This is a genomic window from Micromonospora sp. DSM 43699 (assembly GCF_055517075.1).
This window is the reverse complement of the sequence record NZ_JBTMMT010000058.1, coordinates 22,011-40,990: the sequence shown is the minus strand read 5'-3', so window position 1 is coordinate 40,990 and position 18,980 is coordinate 22,011. Positions and strand designations below refer to the sequence as shown.

At 73.4% G+C, this 18,980-nt stretch carries 17 protein-coding genes; 7 read left to right on the top strand and 10 right to left on the bottom strand.

Annotation, left to right across the window (positions count from 1 at the left end; genetic code table 11):
- The 5 genes from AC0AIB_RS23835 to rimP form a co-directional block, all read right to left on the bottom strand.
- Positions 1 to 286, bottom strand: a 286-nt coding sequence (locus AC0AIB_RS23835; RefSeq protein WP_465097515.1) for a DUF503 domain-containing protein, incomplete at its 3' end; no start/stop codon positions are given.
- A gap of 89 nt (positions 287 to 375) precedes the next feature.
- The gene (gene infB, locus AC0AIB_RS23830) at positions 376 to 3,396 is read right to left on the bottom strand and encodes a translation initiation factor IF-2 (RefSeq protein ID WP_465097514.1); all 3,021 of its coding nucleotides are present in this window, start codon (positions 3,394 to 3,396) and stop codon (positions 376 to 378) included.
- 93 nt (positions 3,397 to 3,489) lie between these two features.
- A complete protein-coding gene (locus AC0AIB_RS23825; RefSeq protein WP_328338987.1) occupies positions 3,490 to 3,822 on the bottom strand; it encodes a YlxR family protein in 333 nt (110 codons plus the stop codon).
- Positions 3,823 to 3,838: 16 nt separating this feature from the next.
- A complete protein-coding gene (nusA, locus tag AC0AIB_RS23820) occupies positions 3,839 to 4,873 on the bottom strand; it encodes a transcription termination factor NusA (protein WP_328338989.1) in 1,035 nt (344 codons plus the stop codon).
- Positions 4,870 to 5,571: a ribosome maturation factor RimP gene (rimP, locus tag AC0AIB_RS23815; RefSeq protein ID WP_328338991.1), complete on the bottom strand. Its 702-nt coding sequence runs from the start codon at positions 5,569 to 5,571 to the stop codon at positions 4,870 to 4,872. Before rimP ends, nusA begins: the two co-directional genes overlap by 4 nt.
- Positions 5,572 to 5,743: 172 nt before the next feature.
- On the opposite strand from rimP, the gene AC0AIB_RS23810 reads away from it, so the two are divergent.
- The 6 genes from AC0AIB_RS23810 to AC0AIB_RS23785 all read left to right on the top strand — a co-directional run bounded on the left by AC0AIB_RS23810 (position 5,744) and on the right by AC0AIB_RS23785 (position 11,492).
- The gene (locus AC0AIB_RS23810; RefSeq protein ID WP_465097513.1) at positions 5,744 to 6,250 is read left to right on the top strand and encodes a hypothetical protein; all 507 of its coding nucleotides are present in this window, start codon (positions 5,744 to 5,746) and stop codon (positions 6,248 to 6,250) included.
- Positions 6,247 to 6,696 carry a ferritin-like domain-containing protein gene (locus AC0AIB_RS23805; RefSeq protein ID WP_328338995.1) on the top strand — a complete coding sequence of 150 codons (450 nt, stop codon included), beginning with the start codon at positions 6,247 to 6,249 and terminating at the stop codon, positions 6,694 to 6,696. Before AC0AIB_RS23810 ends, AC0AIB_RS23805 begins: the two co-directional genes overlap by 4 nt.
- Before the next feature lie 217 nt (positions 6,697 to 6,913).
- Positions 6,914 to 7,501, top strand: coding sequence for a PadR family transcriptional regulator (locus AC0AIB_RS23800; protein ID WP_328338997.1), 588 nt, complete (start codon positions 6,914 to 6,916; stop codon positions 7,499 to 7,501).
- Positions 7,498 to 8,232 (top strand): ABC transporter ATP-binding protein, encoded by a 735-nt coding sequence (locus AC0AIB_RS23795; protein ID WP_328338999.1) that lies wholly within the window; start codon positions 7,498 to 7,500, stop codon positions 8,230 to 8,232. The genes AC0AIB_RS23800 and AC0AIB_RS23795 overlap by 4 nt, the downstream gene beginning before the upstream one ends.
- Complete coding sequence (locus tag AC0AIB_RS23790; RefSeq protein ID WP_465097512.1) at positions 8,229 to 10,970, top strand: FtsX-like permease family protein; 2,742 nt, start codon at positions 8,229 to 8,231, stop codon at positions 10,968 to 10,970. Before AC0AIB_RS23795 ends, AC0AIB_RS23790 begins: the two co-directional genes overlap by 4 nt.
- Positions 10,971 to 11,012: 42 nt before the next feature.
- The gene (locus AC0AIB_RS23785; protein ID WP_328339003.1) at positions 11,013 to 11,492 is read left to right on the top strand and encodes a nitroreductase/quinone reductase family protein; all 480 of its coding nucleotides are present in this window, start codon (positions 11,013 to 11,015) and stop codon (positions 11,490 to 11,492) included.
- Positions 11,493 to 11,540: 48 nt separating this feature from the next.
- Here the strand turns inward: AC0AIB_RS23785 and AC0AIB_RS23780 are convergent, their stop codons facing one another.
- Complete coding sequence (locus AC0AIB_RS23780) at positions 11,541 to 12,257, bottom strand: VIT1/CCC1 transporter family protein (protein WP_328339005.1); 717 nt, start codon at positions 12,255 to 12,257, stop codon at positions 11,541 to 11,543.
- Positions 12,254 to 13,111 carry a type I methionyl aminopeptidase gene (map, locus tag AC0AIB_RS23775; RefSeq protein WP_328339007.1) on the bottom strand — a complete coding sequence of 286 codons (858 nt, stop codon included), beginning with the start codon at positions 13,109 to 13,111 and terminating at the stop codon, positions 12,254 to 12,256. The genes AC0AIB_RS23780 and map overlap by 4 nt, the downstream gene beginning before the upstream one ends.
- Before the next feature lie 154 nt (positions 13,112 to 13,265).
- Between map and AC0AIB_RS23770 the strand changes: the two genes are divergently transcribed.
- Positions 13,266 to 13,514: an STAS domain-containing protein gene (locus AC0AIB_RS23770; protein WP_328339009.1), complete on the top strand. Its 249-nt coding sequence runs from the start codon at positions 13,266 to 13,268 to the stop codon at positions 13,512 to 13,514.
- Positions 13,515 to 13,576: 62 nt separating this feature from the next.
- On the opposite strand, the gene AC0AIB_RS23765 is transcribed toward AC0AIB_RS23770, so the two are convergent.
- From AC0AIB_RS23765 to AC0AIB_RS23755, 3 genes are all read right to left on the bottom strand, one after another.
- Positions 13,577 to 17,341, bottom strand: a complete 3,765-nt coding sequence (locus tag AC0AIB_RS23765; RefSeq protein WP_328339011.1) for a SpoIIE family protein phosphatase — start codon at positions 17,339 to 17,341, stop codon at positions 13,577 to 13,579.
- A gap of 189 nt (positions 17,342 to 17,530) precedes the next feature.
- Complete coding sequence (locus tag AC0AIB_RS23760) at positions 17,531 to 18,082, bottom strand: pyridoxamine 5'-phosphate oxidase family protein (protein ID WP_328339013.1); 552 nt, start codon at positions 18,080 to 18,082, stop codon at positions 17,531 to 17,533.
- Between the two features lie 158 nt (positions 18,083 to 18,240).
- The gene (locus AC0AIB_RS23755; protein WP_465097516.1) at positions 18,241 to 18,921 is read right to left on the bottom strand and encodes a gamma-glutamyl-gamma-aminobutyrate hydrolase family protein; all 681 of its coding nucleotides are present in this window, start codon (positions 18,919 to 18,921) and stop codon (positions 18,241 to 18,243) included.
- Positions 18,922 to 18,980 lie beyond the last annotated feature (59 nt).

The window sequence follows — 18,980 nt, the reverse complement described above, 5'->3', positions numbered from 1 at the left end:
CGGGGGTGTGGAGGTGGCGGCGGACGGAGAGGAGGTCGACTTCGGGGCGGTCGGCGACCAGTCGTTCGCAGGAGTCGAGCACATCGCGGACGTGAGCCGCCTCAGCGGCCACCACGGCCACCCCGATCTCGGCCCGACCGTGCAGGTCGAGCGCGCCCACCTCGGCGGCCGACACCTCGAAGCGGCGTAGTGCCGCCACGATCGGCCGGACATACGATCTCTTTGCCTTGAGCGATCGGGAGTCGCCCGGCAGGAGCAGGTCGAAGAGTGCGGTTCCGGTATACATCGCCCCGGACGTTACGGAACCACCCCGGACATGCTCAAGGGGTTTACGCCGGAAGGCGTAAACCCCTTGAGCACTGTGTCAGCCTCGGATCAGGCGCGCGGCTTCTCCCGCATCTCGAAGGTTTCGATGGTGTCGCCGACCTGGACGTTGTTGAAACCGGCCAGCGTCAGACCACACTCGAAGCCCTCGCGGACCTCCGTCGCGTCGTCCTTGAACCGCTTGAGCGAACTGATCGTGAGATTGTCCGCCACGACCGCCCCGTCCCGCAGCAGCCGCGCCTTGGCGTTGCGGCGGATGATGCCGGACCGGACGATACAACCGGAGATGTTGCCGATCTTGGACGAGCGGAAGACGTCGCGGATCTCCGCACTGCCCAGCTCGACCTCCTCGTACTCCGGCTTGAGCAGCCCCTTGAGCGCGGCGTCGATCTCCTCGATGGCCTGGTAGATGACCGTGTAGTACCGGATCTCCACGCCCTCGCGGTCGGCGATCTCGCGGACCTTGTTGGCGGCCCGCACGTTGAAGCCGATGATCGTGACCGCCTCGGACGAGGCGCTCGCGAGCATGACGTCGCTCTCGGTGATCGCGCCCACGCCCCGGTGGATGATCCTGAGCTGGACCTCTTCCGGGATGTCGAGGTTGAACAGCGCGTCCTCGAGGGCCTCCACGGAACCGGAGACGTCGCCCTTGAGCACCAGGTTGAGCGAGGTCTTCTCGCCCTCCTTGAGCTGCTCCATGAGCGTCTCGAGGGTGGCCCGGCCACGGGAGTTGGCGAAGGACGCCGCCCGCCGCCGTGCCTGCCGCTGCTCGGCGATCTGCCGCACCGTGCGGTCGTCCGCCGCGGCGAGGAAGGTGTCACCCGCGCCCGGCACCGCGGTCAGACCGAGAACCAGCACCGGACGGGCCGGACCTGCCTCGGTGACCTGGTTGCCGTTCTCGTCGAGCATGGCGCGGACCCGGCCGTGGGCCCCACCGGCGACGATCGAGTCACCGGCACGCAGGGTGCCCTTCTGCACCAGCACCGTGGCCACCGCACCGCGACCCTTGTCCAGGTGCGCCTCGATGGCCACACCCTGCGCCGGTCCGTCGATCGCCGCCGTCAGTTCCAGCGACGCGTCGGCGGTCAGCAGGACCGCGTCCAGCAGCTCGTCGATGCCGATGCCGGGCTTGGCCGCCACGTTGACGAACATGGTGTCGCCGCCGTACTCCTCGGCGACCAGGCCGTACTCGGTCAGCTGCTGGCGGACCTTGTCCGGGTTGGCATCCGGCTTGTCGACCTTGTTGACCGCCACCACGATCGGGACGTCGGCCGCCTTGGCGTGGTTGAGCGCCTCGATGGTCTGCGGCATGACACCGTCGTCGGCCGCCACCACCAGCACCACGACGTCGGTGACCTGGGCACCACGGGCACGCATGGCGGTGAACGCCTCGTGACCCGGGGTGTCGATGAAGGTGACCGCGCGGTCCTCGCCCTCGTGCGGGACGTGGACCTGGTACGCGCCGATGTGCTGGGTGATGCCACCCGCCTCGCCGGCCACGACGTTCGCCTTGCGGATCGCGTCGAGCAGCTTGGTCTTACCGTGGTCGACGTGACCCATGACGGTCACCACCGGCGCACGGCTGACCAGGCGGTCCGCCGCGACCTCGGCGTCGAGGTCGATGTTGAACTGCGCGAGCAGCTCACGGTCCTCGTCCTCCGGGCTGACGATCTGCACGTCGAAGCCGAGGTGCTCACCCAGCAGCAGCAGGGTCTCGTCGGAGCAGGACTGGGTCGCGGTGACCATCTCGCCCAGGTTGAACATCTCCTGGACCAGCGAACCCGGGTTGGCGTTGATCTTGTCGGCGAAGTCCGACAGCGAAGCGCCGCGGGAGAGCCTGACGACCTGACCCTGACCCCGGGGAGCACCCGAGCTCATGGTCGGAGCCGACAGGTTGTCGAACTCCTGTCTGCGCTGCTTCTTGGACTTGCGACCACGGGTCGGTCGGCCACCCGGACGCCCGAAGGCACCCGCGGCGCCACCGCCACGGCCACGGCCGCCGCCACCGGGACGACCACCGCCACCGGCCGGGGCACCCGGACGGAAACCGCCACCGGGAGCGCCACCGCCGCCACCGGGGCCACCACGGTAGCCACCGCCGCCGGCGCCACCGCCGCCACCGGGACCACCACGGTAACCACCACCACCGCCGGCGCCACCGCCGCCACCGGGGCGGAAGCCACCGCCACCGCCACCGGGACGACCAGCGCCGCCACCGGGGCCACCACGACCGCCACCGGGGCCGCCGGGGCGACCCGTGGTGGGCCGCTGGCTCGGCATGGAGGCCGGGCTCGGACGCGGCGGCATGGAGGCCGGGCTCGGACGCGGCGGCATGCCGGCCGGACCACTCGGCCGGGGACCGCCCGCACCGGCGGCCGGGGGCCGCTGGGGCTGACCGCCCTGGATGCCGAACGGGTTGTTACCGGCGCCGCGCGCCGGCGGACGACCACCGGGCCGGGCACCCGGACCCGCCGGGGCACCACCGGGACGACCGGCGGCCGGGGTACCCGGACGCGGCGGCACGGCGTTCGGACCAGGACGCGGACCCGGACCCGGACGGGGACCACCCTCGGTCGGGGGCTCCCGTCGGACGTTGTCCCGCTGCTGCTGCCGAGCGGCCTGGGCGGCCTTGACCGCCGCCTCCTGCTCGGCCTTCAGCGCGGCGGCGCGCGCTTCGGCGGCCGCCACCTCGATGTCATGTGCGCTCGCCGGCTTGGCGACCGGGGTCACCGGCTGCGGCGGGCCAGGGACCGGGCCCTTGGGCTTCGGTCCGGGGGTCGGCGCGGTCGGCCGCCGGGGCGGCATCGGCCGGGCCGAGACCCGGGGGGCACCCGGGGTCGGGGACGGCGTCGGGGTCGGTGCCGGGCTCGGGGCCGCCGCCGGAGCGGTCGGTGCCGACGAACCACCGGCGGACGCCACGAATGCGCCACGCAGCCGTCGGGCGACAGGCGCCTCGACGGTGCTGGACGCGGACTTCACGAACTCGCCCATTTCCTTCAGCTTGGCGAGCACTGTCTTACTCTCGACCCCGAGCTCCTTGGCAAGCTCGTGTACGCGGGCCTTACCTGCCACTGCACTCCTCACTCCGAGGTCGTGCGGGCAGCACCCGCAGCGACCTCACTCCTGCACTTGAAGCCTGGTCATTTCAGGGACTTCATCGTGTGCTCATGTCGGTCGTCCTACCTTGCTAGCGACCCTCGCCCGGTCGGGTTGACCGGGCGTAGTGGTTGGCGCATCGACGTGCTCCGCGACGGCACCGTGGTCAGGGACCCCGGTGAGCCGCAGCGCCCGCCCGAAGGCGCGACGCCGCACCGCCAGCGCGAAGCAGGCCGGATCCGGGTGCAGGTTCGCTCCCCGACCCGGCAGACTGCGGCTCGGATCAGGCCGGAGACTGTGACCATCCTCGTCACCGACCGCGACGATCCGCAGCAATTCGCTGGCCGGCGCGCGTTTCCGGCAACCCACACAGGTGCGCTCCGGTTGCACGCGTCGTACCACTGGAAGAAGTCTACCCCTAGCCGCCCGAGATCGCTCCGCCCGGCTCCGGGACCCCGCCCCGACCGCCGGTGCCGGCCTGCTCCGCATCGGAGCGGATGTCGATCCGCCAACCGGTCAATCGCGCGGCAAGCCGGGCATTCTGCCCCTCCCGCCCGATGGCGAGGGAGAGCTGGAAATCCGGAACGGTGACCCGGGCCGTCCGGGTGGCCAGGTCGACCACCTCGACCCGGAGCGCCTTGGCCGGCGACAGCGCGTTGCCGACGAAGGTCGCCGGGTCGTCCGACCAGTCGATGATGTCGATCTTCTCGCCGTGCAGCTCGCTCATCACCGCGCGGACCCGCTGACCCATCGGACCGATGCAGGCGCCCTTGGCGTTCACGCCCTGGACGGCGGAGCGTACGGCGATCTTGGTGCGGTGACCTGCCTCACGCGCGATCGCCCCGATCTCGACCGTGCCGTCGGCGATCTCCGGCACCTCGAGCGCGAAGAGCTTCTTCACCAGCGCCGGGTGGGACCGGGACAGGGTGATCTGCGGACCGCGCATCCCCTTGGTCACGTGCACCACCACGCAGCGGATCCGCTCACCGTGGGTGTAACGCTCGCCGGGCACCTGCTCGGACTGCGGCAGCACGCCCTCCAGCTTGCCGAGGTCGACGCTGACGATGCCCTTCTCGCTGCGGGCCTCGTGCGCCTGGACCACGCCGGTCACCAGGTCGCCGTCGCGGCCGACGTACTCGCCGAAGTGCACCTCGTCGGTGGCCTCCCGCAGCCGCTGGAGGATCACCTGCTTGGCGGTCATCGCCGCGATCCGGCCGAAGTCGTGCGGGGTGTCGTCCCACTCCCGCACCACACTGCCGTCGTCGTCCAGCTCCTGGGCGTAGACCTGGGCGGCCCCGTTCCTACGGTCGATCTCCACCCGGGCGTGTGACTCGGCACCTTCGGTGTGCCGGTAGGCGGTCAGCAACGCGGTCTCGATCGCCGCGAGGATCGTGTCGAACGGGATCTCCCGCTCGCGCTCCAGTGCGCGCAGCGCCGCGAGGTCGATGTTCACCTCTCCTCGTCCTCCACATCTTCGTCGTCGTCATCTTCGTCGTCGGTGTCGTCGCCGGACTCGTCGTCCGCGCCGGACTCGTCCGCCTCGTCGATCTCGTCCAGGCGGTGGAACTCGACCTGCACCCGGCCGGGACCGAGTTCGGCGTAGCGGTGTTCCACCGGGCCGGACCCGGTCTCCAGCACCACCCGCTCGTCGTCGGCCGTCACCACCCGGCCGGTGACCTGACGGTCCACGGCGGGCTCCCCCTCGGGCCGCTCGGCCCGGACGGTCACCTTGACCAGCCGGCCGGCGTTGCGTCGCCAGTGCCGGGGCAGCGTCAACGGGCGGTCGACCCCCGGGGAGCTGACCTCCAGTTGGTACTCCCCCGCCACGATGTCCCCGCCGGACTCCTCGGCCGCGTCCAGCGCCGCCGAGATCACCCGGGAGACGTCCGCGACGGCGTCCAGGTTGATTCCGCCGTCGGCGTCCACGATCACCCGCACCACGTGCCGGCGGCCGGCCCGGGAGACGGAGACGTCCTCCAGGTCGTAGCCCGCCTCGGTGATCACCGGCCCGATCACGTCGCGCAGCCTGGTGCGGCGGGCGGCCAGGTCGCCCCGGGATGCGCCCGCGCGGTCCCCGCCCCGGGGGCCGTCGGTGCGACGGGATCGTCCCGCCGGCGCCGTCGGCCTGGTAGCACGACCACGCTGCGTCATCTGGGCACCCTTCTCCTGAGCGGCGGCGGTCGTCGGACCGGCACGCCGGGACGCCACCGGGGCGGCAGCGCCGGTGGTTGCGCAGAGCGTAACGCGCCGTCGGGACGACGGTCCCGGCGGCGCACCGACGGCGGTCGCCCGCCGGCCCACACGGATGGTGTTGACTTGTCCGGTGGCCACGGGCAGAACGACAACGCACCCCGACGGAACGGGACGATCCCGGCGCACAGTGCTGCGCGCCGGCGCGCTCCTGACGGTCGGCGTCGCCGCCGTACCGCTGACCGGCTGTGGTCTCCTCGACCGCGACGAGCCCGCCCCACCGCCCGACCCGCTGGAGCCCCTCGCCGGCGAGTCCCGGGCGCTGGCCGCCCGGCACCGGGCCGCGATCGCCGCCGACCCGGGGCTGGCCGACCGGCTCACCCCGATCGCCGACGCGCACGCCGCGCACGCCGACGAGCTGCGCCGGCTGATCGGCCGCCCCGAACCCACCGGCCCGGCGTCACCGGGCCCGACCACCGGCGACGGCGCGCGGAACACCCTCCTGACCGAACTGCGGGCCGCCGAGCAGAGCGGCCGGGACAACGCGGCCAGGGCCTGCGCCGACGCGCCGGCCGACCGGGTCGCCGTGCTCGGTTCGATCGCCGCCGCCCGGGCCACCCACCTGGAGGCGCTCAAGTGAACCGCCGTACCGCCCCGTCCGCCCCCGGCGACGCGCTCGCCGACGCGCTGGCCGCCGAGTACGCCGCGATCTACGCCTACGGCCCGATCGGGGTACGCCTCACCGACGCCGACCGGCGGGCGGCCCGCACCGCCGAGGCGGCCCACCGGGCCCGACGCGACGCGCTGGTGCTCCAGCTCAGTGCCGCCGGTGGTGCGGTCCCCGCCGACCAGGCCGGTTATGCGCTTCCGTTCCCGGTCACCGACCGGGCCAGCGCGCTGCGGCTGGCGGTGCAGGTGGAGGAGCGCACCGCGGCGTTCTGGCGGGCGGCGTTGCCGGTCACCACCGGCGCGGACCGCACCCGGGCGCTCAACGCGCTTACCGACTGCGCGGTACGGGCCACCCGCTGGCGGCGCAGCGCCGGGATCGCCCCGCTGACCGTCCCGTTCCCCGGCCGCCCCACCTGACCACCTGACCGACCCACCTGACCGAACCGGCCGCCGGGCGACCGCACCGACCGGCCGACGTGCCGGGCCGGCGTCGACACCGGTTTCCCGGAGAGACAGATCACCGCCGCCCGGCCGGGGGTTTTCCGGCATATTCGACCGATTCAGCGGGTCTCCAGGGCGGTTCCGCACGTGCAGCGGTTGCGGTCCGCATACGGGGTATGCATACTCCGTTGCCATGTCCATCCGTCACGGCCTGCTCGCCCTGCTCGAGCGCGGCCAGATGTACGGCTACCAACTCCGGGCCGCGTTCGAGGAGTCGACCGGCTCGACCTGGCCGCTGAACATCGGGCAGGTCTACACCACCCTCAACCGGCTGGAACGCGACGGCCTGGTCCGCTCGCTGCCCGAGCACGAGGGCGGCCAGCGGCCGTACGAGATCACCGATGCCGGACGGGCGGACCTGGCGCTGTGGTTCGTCACCCCGATCAGCCGCACCGACCGACCCCGCGACGAACTCTCCATCAAGCTGGCTCTCGCACTGACCACCCCCGGCGTGGACGTCCGGGCCGTGGTGCAGACCCAGCGCAGCGCCACCATGCGTACCCTCCAGGAGTTGACCCGGCTGAAGTACGCCAGCGACCGGCCGGAGGACCTGCCCTGGCGGCTGGTGCTGGACGCGATGATGTTCCAGGCCGAGGCGGAGGTCCGCTGGCTCGACCACTGCGAGACGAGTCTGGTCCGGTACCGGCCCACCCCGCCGACCGCCCGCAGCGGGTCACCGCCGGAGGTGGTGGACCGGACCGACCAGGAGGCAAGCCGGTGACCGACCGGGACTCCGCGATACTCGAACTGCGCGACGTCCACCGGACCCACGGCAGTGGCGAGGCCACGGTGCACGCGCTGCGCGGGGTGAGCCTCACCGTCCGGCCGGGGGAACTGGTGGCCGTGATGGGTCCCTCGGGCTCGGGCAAGTCGACCCTGCTCACCCTGGCCGGCGGCCTCGACCGGCCGACCGGGGGCGAGGTGCTGGTCGAGGGGGAACCGCTCGGCGGGCTGGACGGGCGACGGCTGGCCCGCATGCGTCGCCGCCGGATCGGCTACGTCTTCCAGGATCTGAACCTGCTCGGCAGCCTCACCGCCGCCGAGAACGTCTCCCTCCCGCTCGAACTCGACGGGGTCGGGGTGCGGCAGGCCCGGCGGGCGGCGCTGGCCGCCCTGGAGGAGGTGGGCCTGACCGGGCTCGGCGGGCGTTTTCCCGACCAGATGTCAGGCGGGCAGCAGCAACGGGTGGCGATCGCCAGGGCACTTGTCGGCGAGCGACGGCTGGTGCTGGCCGACGAGCCGACCGGGGCGCTGGACTCGCAGACCGGGGAGGCGGTGCTGCACCTGCTGCGCCGCCGGGTCGACGCGGGCGCGGCCGGGGTGCTGGTGACCCACGAGGCCCGGCACGCGGGCTGGGCGGACCGGGTGGTCTTCCTCCGCGACGGTGTCCTGGTCGACTCCACCGCGCCGCTGACCGGGGTCGAGCACCTGCTCTCCGGCAGCGACCGGTGAGCCGGCCGGTCCGGCGGGAACGACCCGGTCGGCTCCGCGAGGCGGTCGGCTCCTGGCGGGCGGCGTTGCGGATCGCCAGGCGGGAGGCCCGCCGGGCGCGGGGGCGTACCGCGCTGGTACTGGCGATGATCGCGTTGCCGGTGTCGGCGTTGAGTTTCGTCGCGGTCAGCTACGACATGGCCGACCTCACCCGGGTCGAGCGCTTCGACCAGCGGGGCGGTGCCGCCGACGTCGAGCTGCGCTGGGTGGCGGAGAATCCCCTGCACCAGGACGGCTGGGGTGAGACGACCTGGGCCCGGCAGGGTGAGCAGGTGAACCGGGAGCGGCCGGTGAGCCGGACAGAGGTCGAGGCATTACTGCCCGCCGGCAGCCGGATCAGCCGGGTCGGCTGGTGGGTGCCGTTCGAGGTCCGCATCGGTGATCGGACCATCACGCTGGACGGACGGGTGCTGGACCTCACGGACCCGCTGCCCCGCTCGACGGTGCGGCTGCGCTCCGGCCGGGTGCCCACCGCCCCCGACGAGGTCATGGTCAGCGCCCGGGCCGCCACACGACTGGGCGTACGGGTCGGCGGGACGGTCGCCGCGGCCGACGGTTCCGGCAGGTGGCGGGTGGTCGGCGTGGTGGAGTTCCCCGACCAGCTGGGCGAGGTGGTCGCCCTGACCCCGGGCGGGCTGCCCCGCGTCGGTCAGGGTTACGACGAGAGCTGGCTGGTCGACCTCCCGGGTGAGCTGGACGCCGCCCTGGTGGACCGGCTCAACGCACACGGCGTGACGGTCAGCGCCCGGACACCGGTGCCGGGCGGAGGGTCGTCCGACGCCCCGGGCTCGGGTATCCCGCTGCCCGATCCGGTGGTGGCGAGCAACTCGGTGCTGGTCGGTGGGCTGGGCCTGCTGGAGGTCGTCCTGCTCGTCGGGCCGGCCTTCGCGGTCGGGGTCCGCCGCCGGCGGCGGGACCTGGCACTGGTCGCGGTGGCCGGTGGCGACCCGGTCCACCTGCGGCGGGTCGTGCTCGCCGACGGGGTGGTCCTCGGTGGTCTCGGCGCGGCGCTCGGGTTGCTGTTCGGGGTCACCGCCGCGCTCGCCGGCCGGTCGTTGGTCGAGGAGTACGTCCTGGGCGCGCGCGGCGGCGGTTACCGGGTCTTCCCGGCGGCGCTCGCCGCGATCGCGGCGGTCGCGGTGCTGGCCGGGGTGCTGGCCGCGCTCGCCCCGGCACTTACCGCGGCACGGCAGGACGTGGTGGCCGGGTTGGCCGGTCGCCGGGCCGCGCCGCCGCACCGCCGCCGCTGGCTGCTCCTCGGGCTGGTGCTCACCGTGTCGGGCACCTTGGCCGCCGCCCTCGGTGCCGGCCGCAGCGAGACCCCGGTGATCCTCACCGGCCTGATCCTGGGTGAGCTGGGGCTGGTCTTCGCCACGCCGACACTGATCGGGCTGCTCGCCCGGCTCGGCCGGCTACTGCCACCGGCACCCCGGATCGCGCTGCGCGACGCCAGCCGCAACCGCTCCTCGGCCGCCCCGGCGATCTCGGCGGTGATGGCCGCCGTCGCCGGCAGTGTCGCCCTGGGCGTCTACGTGGCAAGCGACGACGCCCGCAACCGGGCCGAGTGGCAACCGAGCCTGCCGCCCGACCGGGTGCTGCTGATCCGGACGGACCGCGACGGCACCGGCCCGCTGCCCCCGCTGCCGCTGGTCACCGAACGGGTCCGGGCCGAGTTGGGAACCGGTGCGGTGCTGCCGTTGGCGGTGCCGGGCTGCGCCGAGGAGGGCACGGACGACTACTGTTCGGTGGCGCCGGTGCTGCCACCGGAACGGATCTGCCCGTACGACGGGGAGTCCTACCGTACGGCGGCGGTACGTCGACAGGCGCTCGCCGACCCGCGCTGTGTCCAGTCGGTACGGAGGATGAACGGCTACTACCTGCCCACCCTGGTCGACGACGGCGCCGCCCTCGGGGCGGTCAGCGGGGCCCCACCGGACGAGATCGCGGCGGCCACCGCGGTGCTGCACGCCGGCGGCGCGGTGGTGACCGATCCCCGGTACCTCGCCGATGGCCGGGTGGTGGTCCGGGTCGACCGCTCGGTCAGCGACTCCCGACCGTCGGAGTCGACCACCGTCACCCTCCCCGGCTACCTGCTGCGTGGCGGGCTGCCGGTCGATCGACTGGTGCTCTCCCCGGCTGCCGCCGGCCGGGCCGCGCTGGTCGCGCAGCCGATCGGCTACGCCGTCGACACCCCCACCGTGCCGACCCCGGCACAGCTCGACCGGGTGGTCAGTGCGCTGCGACCGGTGCTGCCGGTGTCGGCGCAGGCGGAACGTGGTCCGCCGAGCTCCGAGCAGCGGGCACTGCTGCTTCTGCTGGCCGCCGCCGCAGGCGTGATCACGGTGGGTGCCGCCGGGGTGGCCACCGGGCTCGCGGCGGCGGAGGGTCGTCGGGACCTCTCCACGCTCGCCGCGGTGGGGGCCAGTCCCCGGGTACGCCGGGTGCTCTCCCTCTGCCAGGCGGGGGTGATCGCCGTGGTGGGTTCGGTGCTCGGCATCGCCGCCGGCCTCGCCTCCGCACTGATCATCCTGACCTCGGTGAACCGCCAGTACGCCGCGGCGTGGCCCGTCCAGCCGCCATACCCGGTGGTGGTGCCCTGGCAGACCCTCGGGGTGCTGGTGGTGGTGCCGTTGGTGGCGATGCTCGGCGCGGGCCTGTTCACCCGCTCCCGCCTCGCGGTCGAACGCCGGTTGGACTGAGCGGTGGGTGCGGATGCCGGGTCGACCGGGCAGACTGGCCGGGTGCCCGTCATCGGAACCCTCACCCGCCGGCTCGGCCACCGCGAGTGGTTCGGTACCACCATGCGTCTGCTGGTGCCCGTCGACCGGCTGGTCGGACGGCTCACCCGGGGCCGGGTGGTCGCCCTGGGGCTGGTCCCGTCGCTGATCATCACCACCACCGGGCACCGGTCCGGGTTGCCGCGCAGCAATCCCCTGCTGTACGTGCCGGACGGCGACGGTTTCGTGGTGATCGGCTCCAACTGGGGCCAGCGGCAGCAGCCGGGCTGGGCGCTGAACCTGCTCGCCCGGCCGCAGGCGGAGGTGGCCGTCAAGGGTCGCCGGCTCGCCGTCCGGGCCGACCGGGCCACCGGCGCCGAACGGGAGCGGCTCTGGCAGCTGCTGGTCACCGAGTGGCCGGCCTACCTGACGTACGTGCGCCGGTCCGGCGGCCGGGAGATCCACATCTTCCGGCTGGTCCCGACCGGCCCCGCCCGACCGTGACCGGGCGTCCGGAACGCACCACGACAGCCCGGCAGGCCCGGTGGAACGTCAGCCGAGACCGCCCTGGATACCGATCAACATGCCGATCAGGTACGTCGCGCCGGCCGCCGCCGCGCCGAGCAGCAGCTGACGCAGCCCGCCGATCCACCACGGGCGGTGGGTGAACCGGGCCACGACCGCCCCGGCCACGACGAGCCCCACCCCGCCGACGGCGAGCGCCAACGCCAGGCTGGTGAAGCCGAGCAGGTAGCTCAGCAGCGGGATCAACGCGCCGACGGAGAAGCAGAGGAACGACGAGACCGCCGCCGCCCAGGGGCTGGGCTGGTCGTCGGGGTCGACGCCCAGCTCCTCCCGTACGTGCACCCGCAGCGCTTCCTCCGGGTTACGTCGTACCGCCTCGGCGACCTGGTTGGCCAGGTCCCGGGGCAGGCCCCGGGCCACCCAGGCGTCGGCCAGCTCGCGGGCCTCCGCCTCCGGGTGGCGTTCCAGCTCCCGGCGCTCCTTGGCCACCTCGGCGGCGACCTGCTCGTTGGCCGAGCGGACGCTCGTGTACTCGCCCAGGCCCATCGAGATCGCGCCGGCGACCAGGCCTGCGGTGCCGGTGAGCACGATGCTGTGCGCCGACACCCCGCCGCCGCCGACGCCGGCGATCAGGGCGATGTTGGTGACCAGCCCGTCCATCGCACCGAAGACGGCAGGCCGGAGCCAACCGCCTGACACGTCCGCGTGGTGCGCCTCCCGCAGCGCCGCCGGGGTCTCGGTCACGGCAGGGTCAGGATCTCGTGGCCGTCGTCGGTGACGACGATGGTGTGCTCGAACTGGGCCGTCCACTTCCGGTCCTTGGTGACGACCGTCCAGCCGTCGTCCCACATGTCGTACTGGTAGGTGCCGAGGGTGATCATCGGCTCGACGGTGAAGGTCATGCCCGGTTCCATGATGTCGGTGGGCCGGGGGCTGTCGTAGTGCGGCACGTAGAGGCCGCTGTGGAACGCCTCGCCGATGCCGTGGCCGGTGAAGTCGCGGACCACCCCGTAGCCGAAGCGCTTGGCGTACGACTCGATGACCCGGCCGATCACGTTGATCTGCCGCCCGGGGCGGACCGCCCGGATGCCCCGCATCATCGCCTCGTGGGTGCGTTCGACGAGCAGCCGGGCCTCCTCGCCGACCTCGCCCACGCAGAAGGTGGCGTCGGTGTCGCCGTGCACCCCGCCCAGGTAGGCCGTGACGTCGACGTTGACGATGTCGCCGTCGGCGAGCACTGTGGAGTCGGGGATGCCGTGGCAGATGACCTCGTTGACGCTGGTGCAGCAGGACTTGGGGAAGCCCTTGTAGCCAAGAGTCGACGGGTAGGCGTCGTGGTCGACGAGGAACTCGTGCACCACCCGGTCGATCTCGTCGGTGGTCACCCCGGGCTTGCAGTGCTCGCCGGCGAGCTGGGTGGCCTGGGCCGCCAACCGGCCGGCGACCCGCATCTTCTCGATGGTCTCCGGGGTCTGCACGTGCGACCCGCGCCACTGCTGCGGTTGCTTCTTGCCCACGTATTCCGGTCGGGCGATGTGGCCAGGGACCGCTCGCCACGGGGAGAGCGTGCCTGGGGTGAGCGGGGCACGGACGGTCATGACGACAGACTATCTCCGGGCACCCCGGTGGCTCCGGCACGGCCCGGCGGTTGTTGCCGTGGCAACCACGCTGTGCCATTGTGGCTGCGTGGATCTAGGGGGCGCAACTCCCGTGTTCTCCGCGAGTGCGGAGCTCGCCGGCGATCACCTCCGCGTGACGGTGGCCGGTGAGGTCGACATGGCGACCGCCGACACCATGGTCCAGACCACGCTGCGGGAGCCGGCCCGGCAGATCACCCTCGACCTGCGCGCGGTCACCTTCTTCGACTCCGCCGCCATCCACGCGGTGGTCCAGCTCGCCCAGCGGTTCCCGGGCGCGCTGACCGTGTTCCCGTCCCGGCAGGTCAGTCGGGTGCTGGAGATCTCCGGCCTCGGCGACCAGGAGTGGCTCCGCCCTCTCTGACCGCCCTACCCGACACCGGGTCCGCACCGGCCCCGCCCGGGTCCGCGCCGGGCCGGGCCGGCTCAGTCGGTCAGCCGGCGGCGCAGCGACACCTCGGTCCCCTCCCCGGTACGGCGTACCGTCAGCTCGCCCAGCGCCTCGATCAACGCGAGCCCCCGACCCCGGAAGCCCGCCCCGGTCGACTCCCGCCAGCGGCCGGTGTCACGCACCGTCGCCACCACCGTCCGGTCGACGATCGACACCTCGACGGAGATGGTCGGCTCGACCGGATCGACCGGGTGCTCGATGGCGTTGGCGGCGGCCTCGGAGACCGCGACGGTCAGGTCGAACAGGTCGTTCTCGACGACGGAGTGGGCGACCAGGAAGTCCTCCAGCCGCTTGCGTAGCACACTGAGCCGGGTCGGGTCGGCAGGCAGCCGCAACGCGAACCGGTTCAGCTCGGCGGCCTCCAGGGCCAGCACCGCGACGTCGTCGTGCCGGTTACGCCCGTCGACCCGCTGCACCACGGCGTCCACCAGGTCGGTGACGTGCTCGCCGCCGATGCCGGCGTCGGCCCGGAGCTGGGCCAGCGCCGCGTCGATGCCGGCGTGCCGGTCCTCGATCAACCCGTCGGTGTAGAGCAGCAACCGGCCACCGGGGGCCAGCTCACCCTCGACGGTGCGGTAGTCGGTGCCCACGATCGCGCCGATCGGCGGCCCGAGGGCCCGTTCGTGCAGGAAGGCCACGTCGTCTCCTCGGATCAGCAGGGGGGACGGATGACCGGCGCTGGCGTACCGCAGCCGGCCGGTGCGCGGAGAGAAGGAGAGGCAGAAGACGGTGGCGAACGACTGCCGCTCGGTCGAGCCGACCAGCCGGTTGAGCCGGGTCAACGCCTGCCCCGGGTCGTACCCCTCCAGCAGGTAGGCCCGCAGACCGTTGCGGAGCTGACCCATCGCGGCGGCGGCCCGGACGCCCTTGCCGACCACGTCGCCGATGACCAGCACCACCTCGTCGTCGCCGATGCCGATCACGTCGTACCAGTCGCCGCCGACCTCGACGTCGGTGCTGCCGGGCAGGTAGCGGCTGGCCACCACGGCCCCGGGCAACTGGGGCAGCGAACGGGGCAGCAGGCTGTGCTGGAGGGTGGTGGCGATCCGGTGTTCGGCCTCGTAGAGCTGGGCGTTCTCCAGCCGTACGCCGACCAGGCGGGCCAGTTCCCCGACGGCGGCCTGCTCGGTGCCGTCACCGTCGCAACGCCAGACCCGCAGCTCGCCGAGCTGCCCACCGGCGGTGCCGGTCAGCGGCAGCACCTGCGAAGGCTCGTCGCGGGCGGTGCCGCCGCCGTCGGCCTCGTGGCGCGCGCCGGTGACCGTGGTGACCACCACCCGGGCGGCCTCGGCCAGGTGCAGGGCGTGCCGGGCGGCGACCTGGACCACCTCGGCGGTCGACTTCGCGGTGTTGACCGCCACGGCGGCGTCGGCCAGCGCCCGGAGCCGGCGGATGATCTGCCCGCGTAGCTGGCCCAGCTCGACGTTGGCCCGGACCCGGGCGATCAGCTCGGCCCCGGAGAACGGCTTGGTGAGGTAGTCGTCGGCGCCGACCGAGAGGCCGGCGACCGCCTCGGCGGAACCGGCCCGCGCGGAGAGCAGCACGATCGGCACATGCCGGGTACGCGGGTTCGCCCGCAACGCGGCGACCAGGCCGAACCCGTCCAGCCGGGGCATCATCACATCGGTCAACACCAGGTCGAAGGCGCTCCCGGTGGCCTCCTGGAGGGCCACCGCGCCGTCCGGGACGGCCACCACCTCGTACTCGGCGCCGAGCAGGCGGGTGACGTGCTCACGCAGATCGGCGTTGTCGTCGGCGAGCAGGACCCGGCCGGCCCGCCCGGTCCCGCCGTCGGCCGGGACGGACTGCTCACCGGCGGTCCACAGCGCGGTCTCCGCGACGTAGAGCGGCGCCTGTGACGACTCGACAAGGGGCAGCGGCGTGGCCACCGCCACCCGGTCGGCGGGCAGGTGCGCGGCACCGAACGGGACGGTCACCGTGAAGGTGGTGCCGTGGTCGACCCGGCTCTCGGCCGCCACCGTGCCACCGTGCATCTCGACCAGCTCGCGGACCAGGGCCAGCCCGATCCCGGTGCCCTCGTGGGTACGCGAACGCACCCCCGGCACCCGGTGGAACCGTTCGAAGACGTGCGGCAGCTCCTCGGCGACGATGCCCACCCCGGTGTCGGATACCTCCAGCCGGGCCGCGCCGTCCACCATGCGCACCCGGACCCGGATCTCGCCCTCGAAGGTGAACTTCAACGCGTTGGAGAGCAGGTTGAGGACGATCTTCTCCCACATGTCCCGGTCCAGGAAGACCGGTGCGGGCAGCGGCGGGCAGTCCACCACGAGCCGCAGCCCGGCCCGTTCCGTCGCGGAACGGAAGGTGCTGGCCAACCGGGAGGAGTACACGGCGAGATCGGTGGGCTGGTAGTGGGCGGTCAGCCGGCCGGACTCCAGCCGGGAGAAGTCGAGCACCGTGTTGACCAGCTTGAGCAGGCGCAGCGCGTTGCGGTGCATCACGGTCAGCCGGTCGAGGTGCGACGCGGGCAGCGTGGGATCGGCCAGCATGTCCTCCAGCGGGCCGAGCACCAGGGTCAGCGGGGTCCGGAACTCGTGGCTGACATTGGCGAAGAAGTTGGTCTTGGCCCGGTCCAGCGCGGCCAGCTCGGCGGCGCGGGCCCGCTCCTGCTCGTACACCCGCTGCTGGCCCACCACCCGGGAGACCTGTGCGGCGATCAGGTCGAGGAAGTCGCGGTACTCGTCGGTGAGTGGCAGCCGGGCGGAGAGGCCGACCACCAGCGCCCCGGCCGGCTCGCTGGTGGCGGTGAGCGGCAGCACCAGGGCCCGCTCGGCGGCACCGTCAGGCACCTCGCCGCACAGCTCGGCCACGTGGACCTGGGCGGCGACCCCACCGGCGGCGACGCGGGACAGCACGGTCGGCAACTCGGCCGGCACCCGGGCCGGGTCGACGCCGCTGGCCCCGGTCAGCGTCGGGCGGCCGGTCTCGTCGGTCAGGTGGATCAGGGCGAAGGGGATGTCGGCCCGGTGCCCGTCCAGCACGGCCGCCGCCGCCCGCCCCAGCTCGGCCATGCTGCTCGCCGCGCCGAGCTGCGAGCCGAGTTCGGCCAACGCCCGCAACCGACGCTCGCCGAGGACCCGGCCGGTGGTCTCGTTGACGAAGCAGAAGACCCCGTTGACGCTGCCGTCGGCGTCCCGGATCGGGTCGTAGGAGACGTCGAAGTAGACCTGCTCGACGAAGCCGTGCCGGTCGAGCAGGAACGGGTGGTCCTCGCCCCGGTACGACTCGCCGGTGCGGCGCACGCCGTCCAGCAGCGGGCGGAGCACGTCCCAGGTCTCCGCCCAGTGCTCCCGGGCCGGGCGACCCAGTGCCTGCGGGTGTTTGTCGCCGATGGTCGGCCGGTAGGCGTCGTTGTAGAAGGCGAGCTGGTCGGGGCCCCAGAACAGCACGATCTGGGCCCGCGAGGAGAGCATCATGCCGATCGCGTGGCTCAGCGCGGGCGGCCAGGTGTCGGGGGGGCCCAACGGGCTGGTCGCCCAGTCGTACCCATGCAGCAGGCGGCCCAGCTCGCCACCCGCCGCGAAGGACGCCGCCAGCGCCGGCGAAAGCCCGCCATCCGGTGCCGACGCGCCGTCGCCGGGCGCGGCGTCGCCGGCCGGCGTGAGGCCACCGGACGGCCTGATGTCGCCGGACAGCGCAGGGTCGTCGGACGGCATGGCGTCGGTAGCCGGCAGGAAGGACAGCCCTCGTCCCTCCTCGCCCCCGTAGGCCGAGCTCATCCGCGCCCCCTGCTTCGGCGGTCGTGCCCCCCAACGCCTCGGCAGATGCCGGCCGTGCCCCGTCTTCTACCCCGACGGATCAGGAACGTAACGCACGGGTTCCCGCAGACGCTGGTAACCCGCGGCTCATCCTGCCGTCATTCCCCCGACGGCGCATGGTGAGATCGGCGGAGGAGGGCCGGGCAGCGCTCAGAACACCGGCAGACCGTCGATGCTGGCGGCGTTCTTCGTCGCCCGGTAGTCGACCAGGTCCTCGGCGGTGCGCCTGGAGTGTGACGTGAGCAACAGGTCCCGGTCGCCCCGGTAGTCCATCAGGGGCACCGCGAAGCCACACGAATCGCTTACCCGCTCCACCGTCACCCCGATCACGGCCCGGACCGCGTGCAGGTCGGGCGGGTCGGGAAAATCGGCCACCAGCGCGGCGAAGCCCGGGTCGGTGACCGGGGTGGCGACGCCCCGGCCGTGCAAACGCAGGATCTTCGGCGGGCCGTCGAAGGCACAGAACATCAGCGTGATCCGACCGTTGTCCCGCAGGTGGGCGATCGTCTCCGCCCCACTGCCGTGGTAGTCGAGCCAGGCCACCCGGTGCGGGCCGAGCACCACGAAGGTGCCACGCATCCCCTTGGGCGAGACGTTGACGTGCCCGTCGGCACCACTGGGCGCGGTGGCCACGAAGAACATCGGCTGCGCCTCGACGAACTCCCGCAGCCGCCCGTCGAGTGCCGGATACACGGTCCCCATGCCGCCATCCTGCTCCCGCCGACCGCATTCCGGGAGACCCATTCCCGCCAGCCAGGACGGCCGTCCCGGTCAGGACTGCCTGCCGACTACCCGGCGCTGCCGTTCGGGCCATCGGCCCCGCCCGGCCAGCCCGATCCGTGACCGGCCCAGGTCCCTGGTCAGACCGCGCGGGCCGCCCGGACCAGGGCGGTCACCGGGCGCGGGTCGTCGTCGTTCTCCGGATGCCACTGCACCCCCAGCAGGAACCGGCGTGCCGGGTCCTCCACCGCCTCGACCACCCCGTCGTCGGCCCAGCCGGTGACGGTGAGCCCACCCGGGTCGGCCACCCCCTGATGGTGGTACGAGTTGACCCGGTCCACCCCGGCCAGCACGCTCGCGGTCCGGCTCCCCGGGGCGAACCGCACCGGGTGTGCGCCGTACACCCCGGGGGCGGGGCGGTGCCGGTCGTGGCCCACCACGTCCGGCAGGTGCTGGTGCAGTGCCCCGCCGTGCGCGACGGCCAGCAACTGCATCCCCCGGCACACCCCGAGCACCGGCAGGTCGACGGCGAGCGCGGCGGCCAGCAGGGCCGACTCCCCGGCGTCCCGGTCCGGCCGGGGCTCGGTGCGCGGATCGACCGGCTGGCCGTAGTGCTCCGGGCCGACGTCCGCACCGCCGGCCAGCAGCAGTCCGTCGAGGACGTCGACCACGTCGGCGTCCAGGTCGTCCGGGGGCAGCACCACGGCCCGGCCCCCGGCGGCGGTCACCGAACGGACGTACGCCTGCGGCACCAGCGACGCCGGGACGTCCCGCCAGACCGCCCAGCTCGCCGGTTCGACGTACCCGGTGATCCCGATCAGCGGACGGGCCCGGCCGGTCTCCCGACGCCCGGCGGCGCGGACCTCCGGCCTGGTGGGAT

Coding starts and splice junctions, on each gene's coding strand:
- rimP (WP_328338991.1), bottom strand. CDS start 5,571: ATGACGCAGCGTGGTCGTGCTACCAGGCCGACGGCGCCGGCGGGACGA.
- AC0AIB_RS23800 (WP_328338997.1), top strand. CDS start 6,914: ATGTCCATCCGTCACGGCCTGCTCGCCCTGCTCGAGCGCGGCCAGATG.
- map (WP_328339007.1), bottom strand. CDS start 13,111: ATGACCGTCCGTGCCCCGCTCACCCCAGGCACGCTCTCCCCGTGGCGA.
- AC0AIB_RS23765 (WP_328339011.1), bottom strand. CDS start 17,341: ATGAGCTCGGCCTACGGGGGCGAGGAGGGACGAGGGCTGTCCTTCCTG.
- AC0AIB_RS23760 (WP_328339013.1), bottom strand. CDS start 18,082: ATGGGGACCGTGTATCCGGCACTCGACGGGCGGCTGCGGGAGTTCGTC.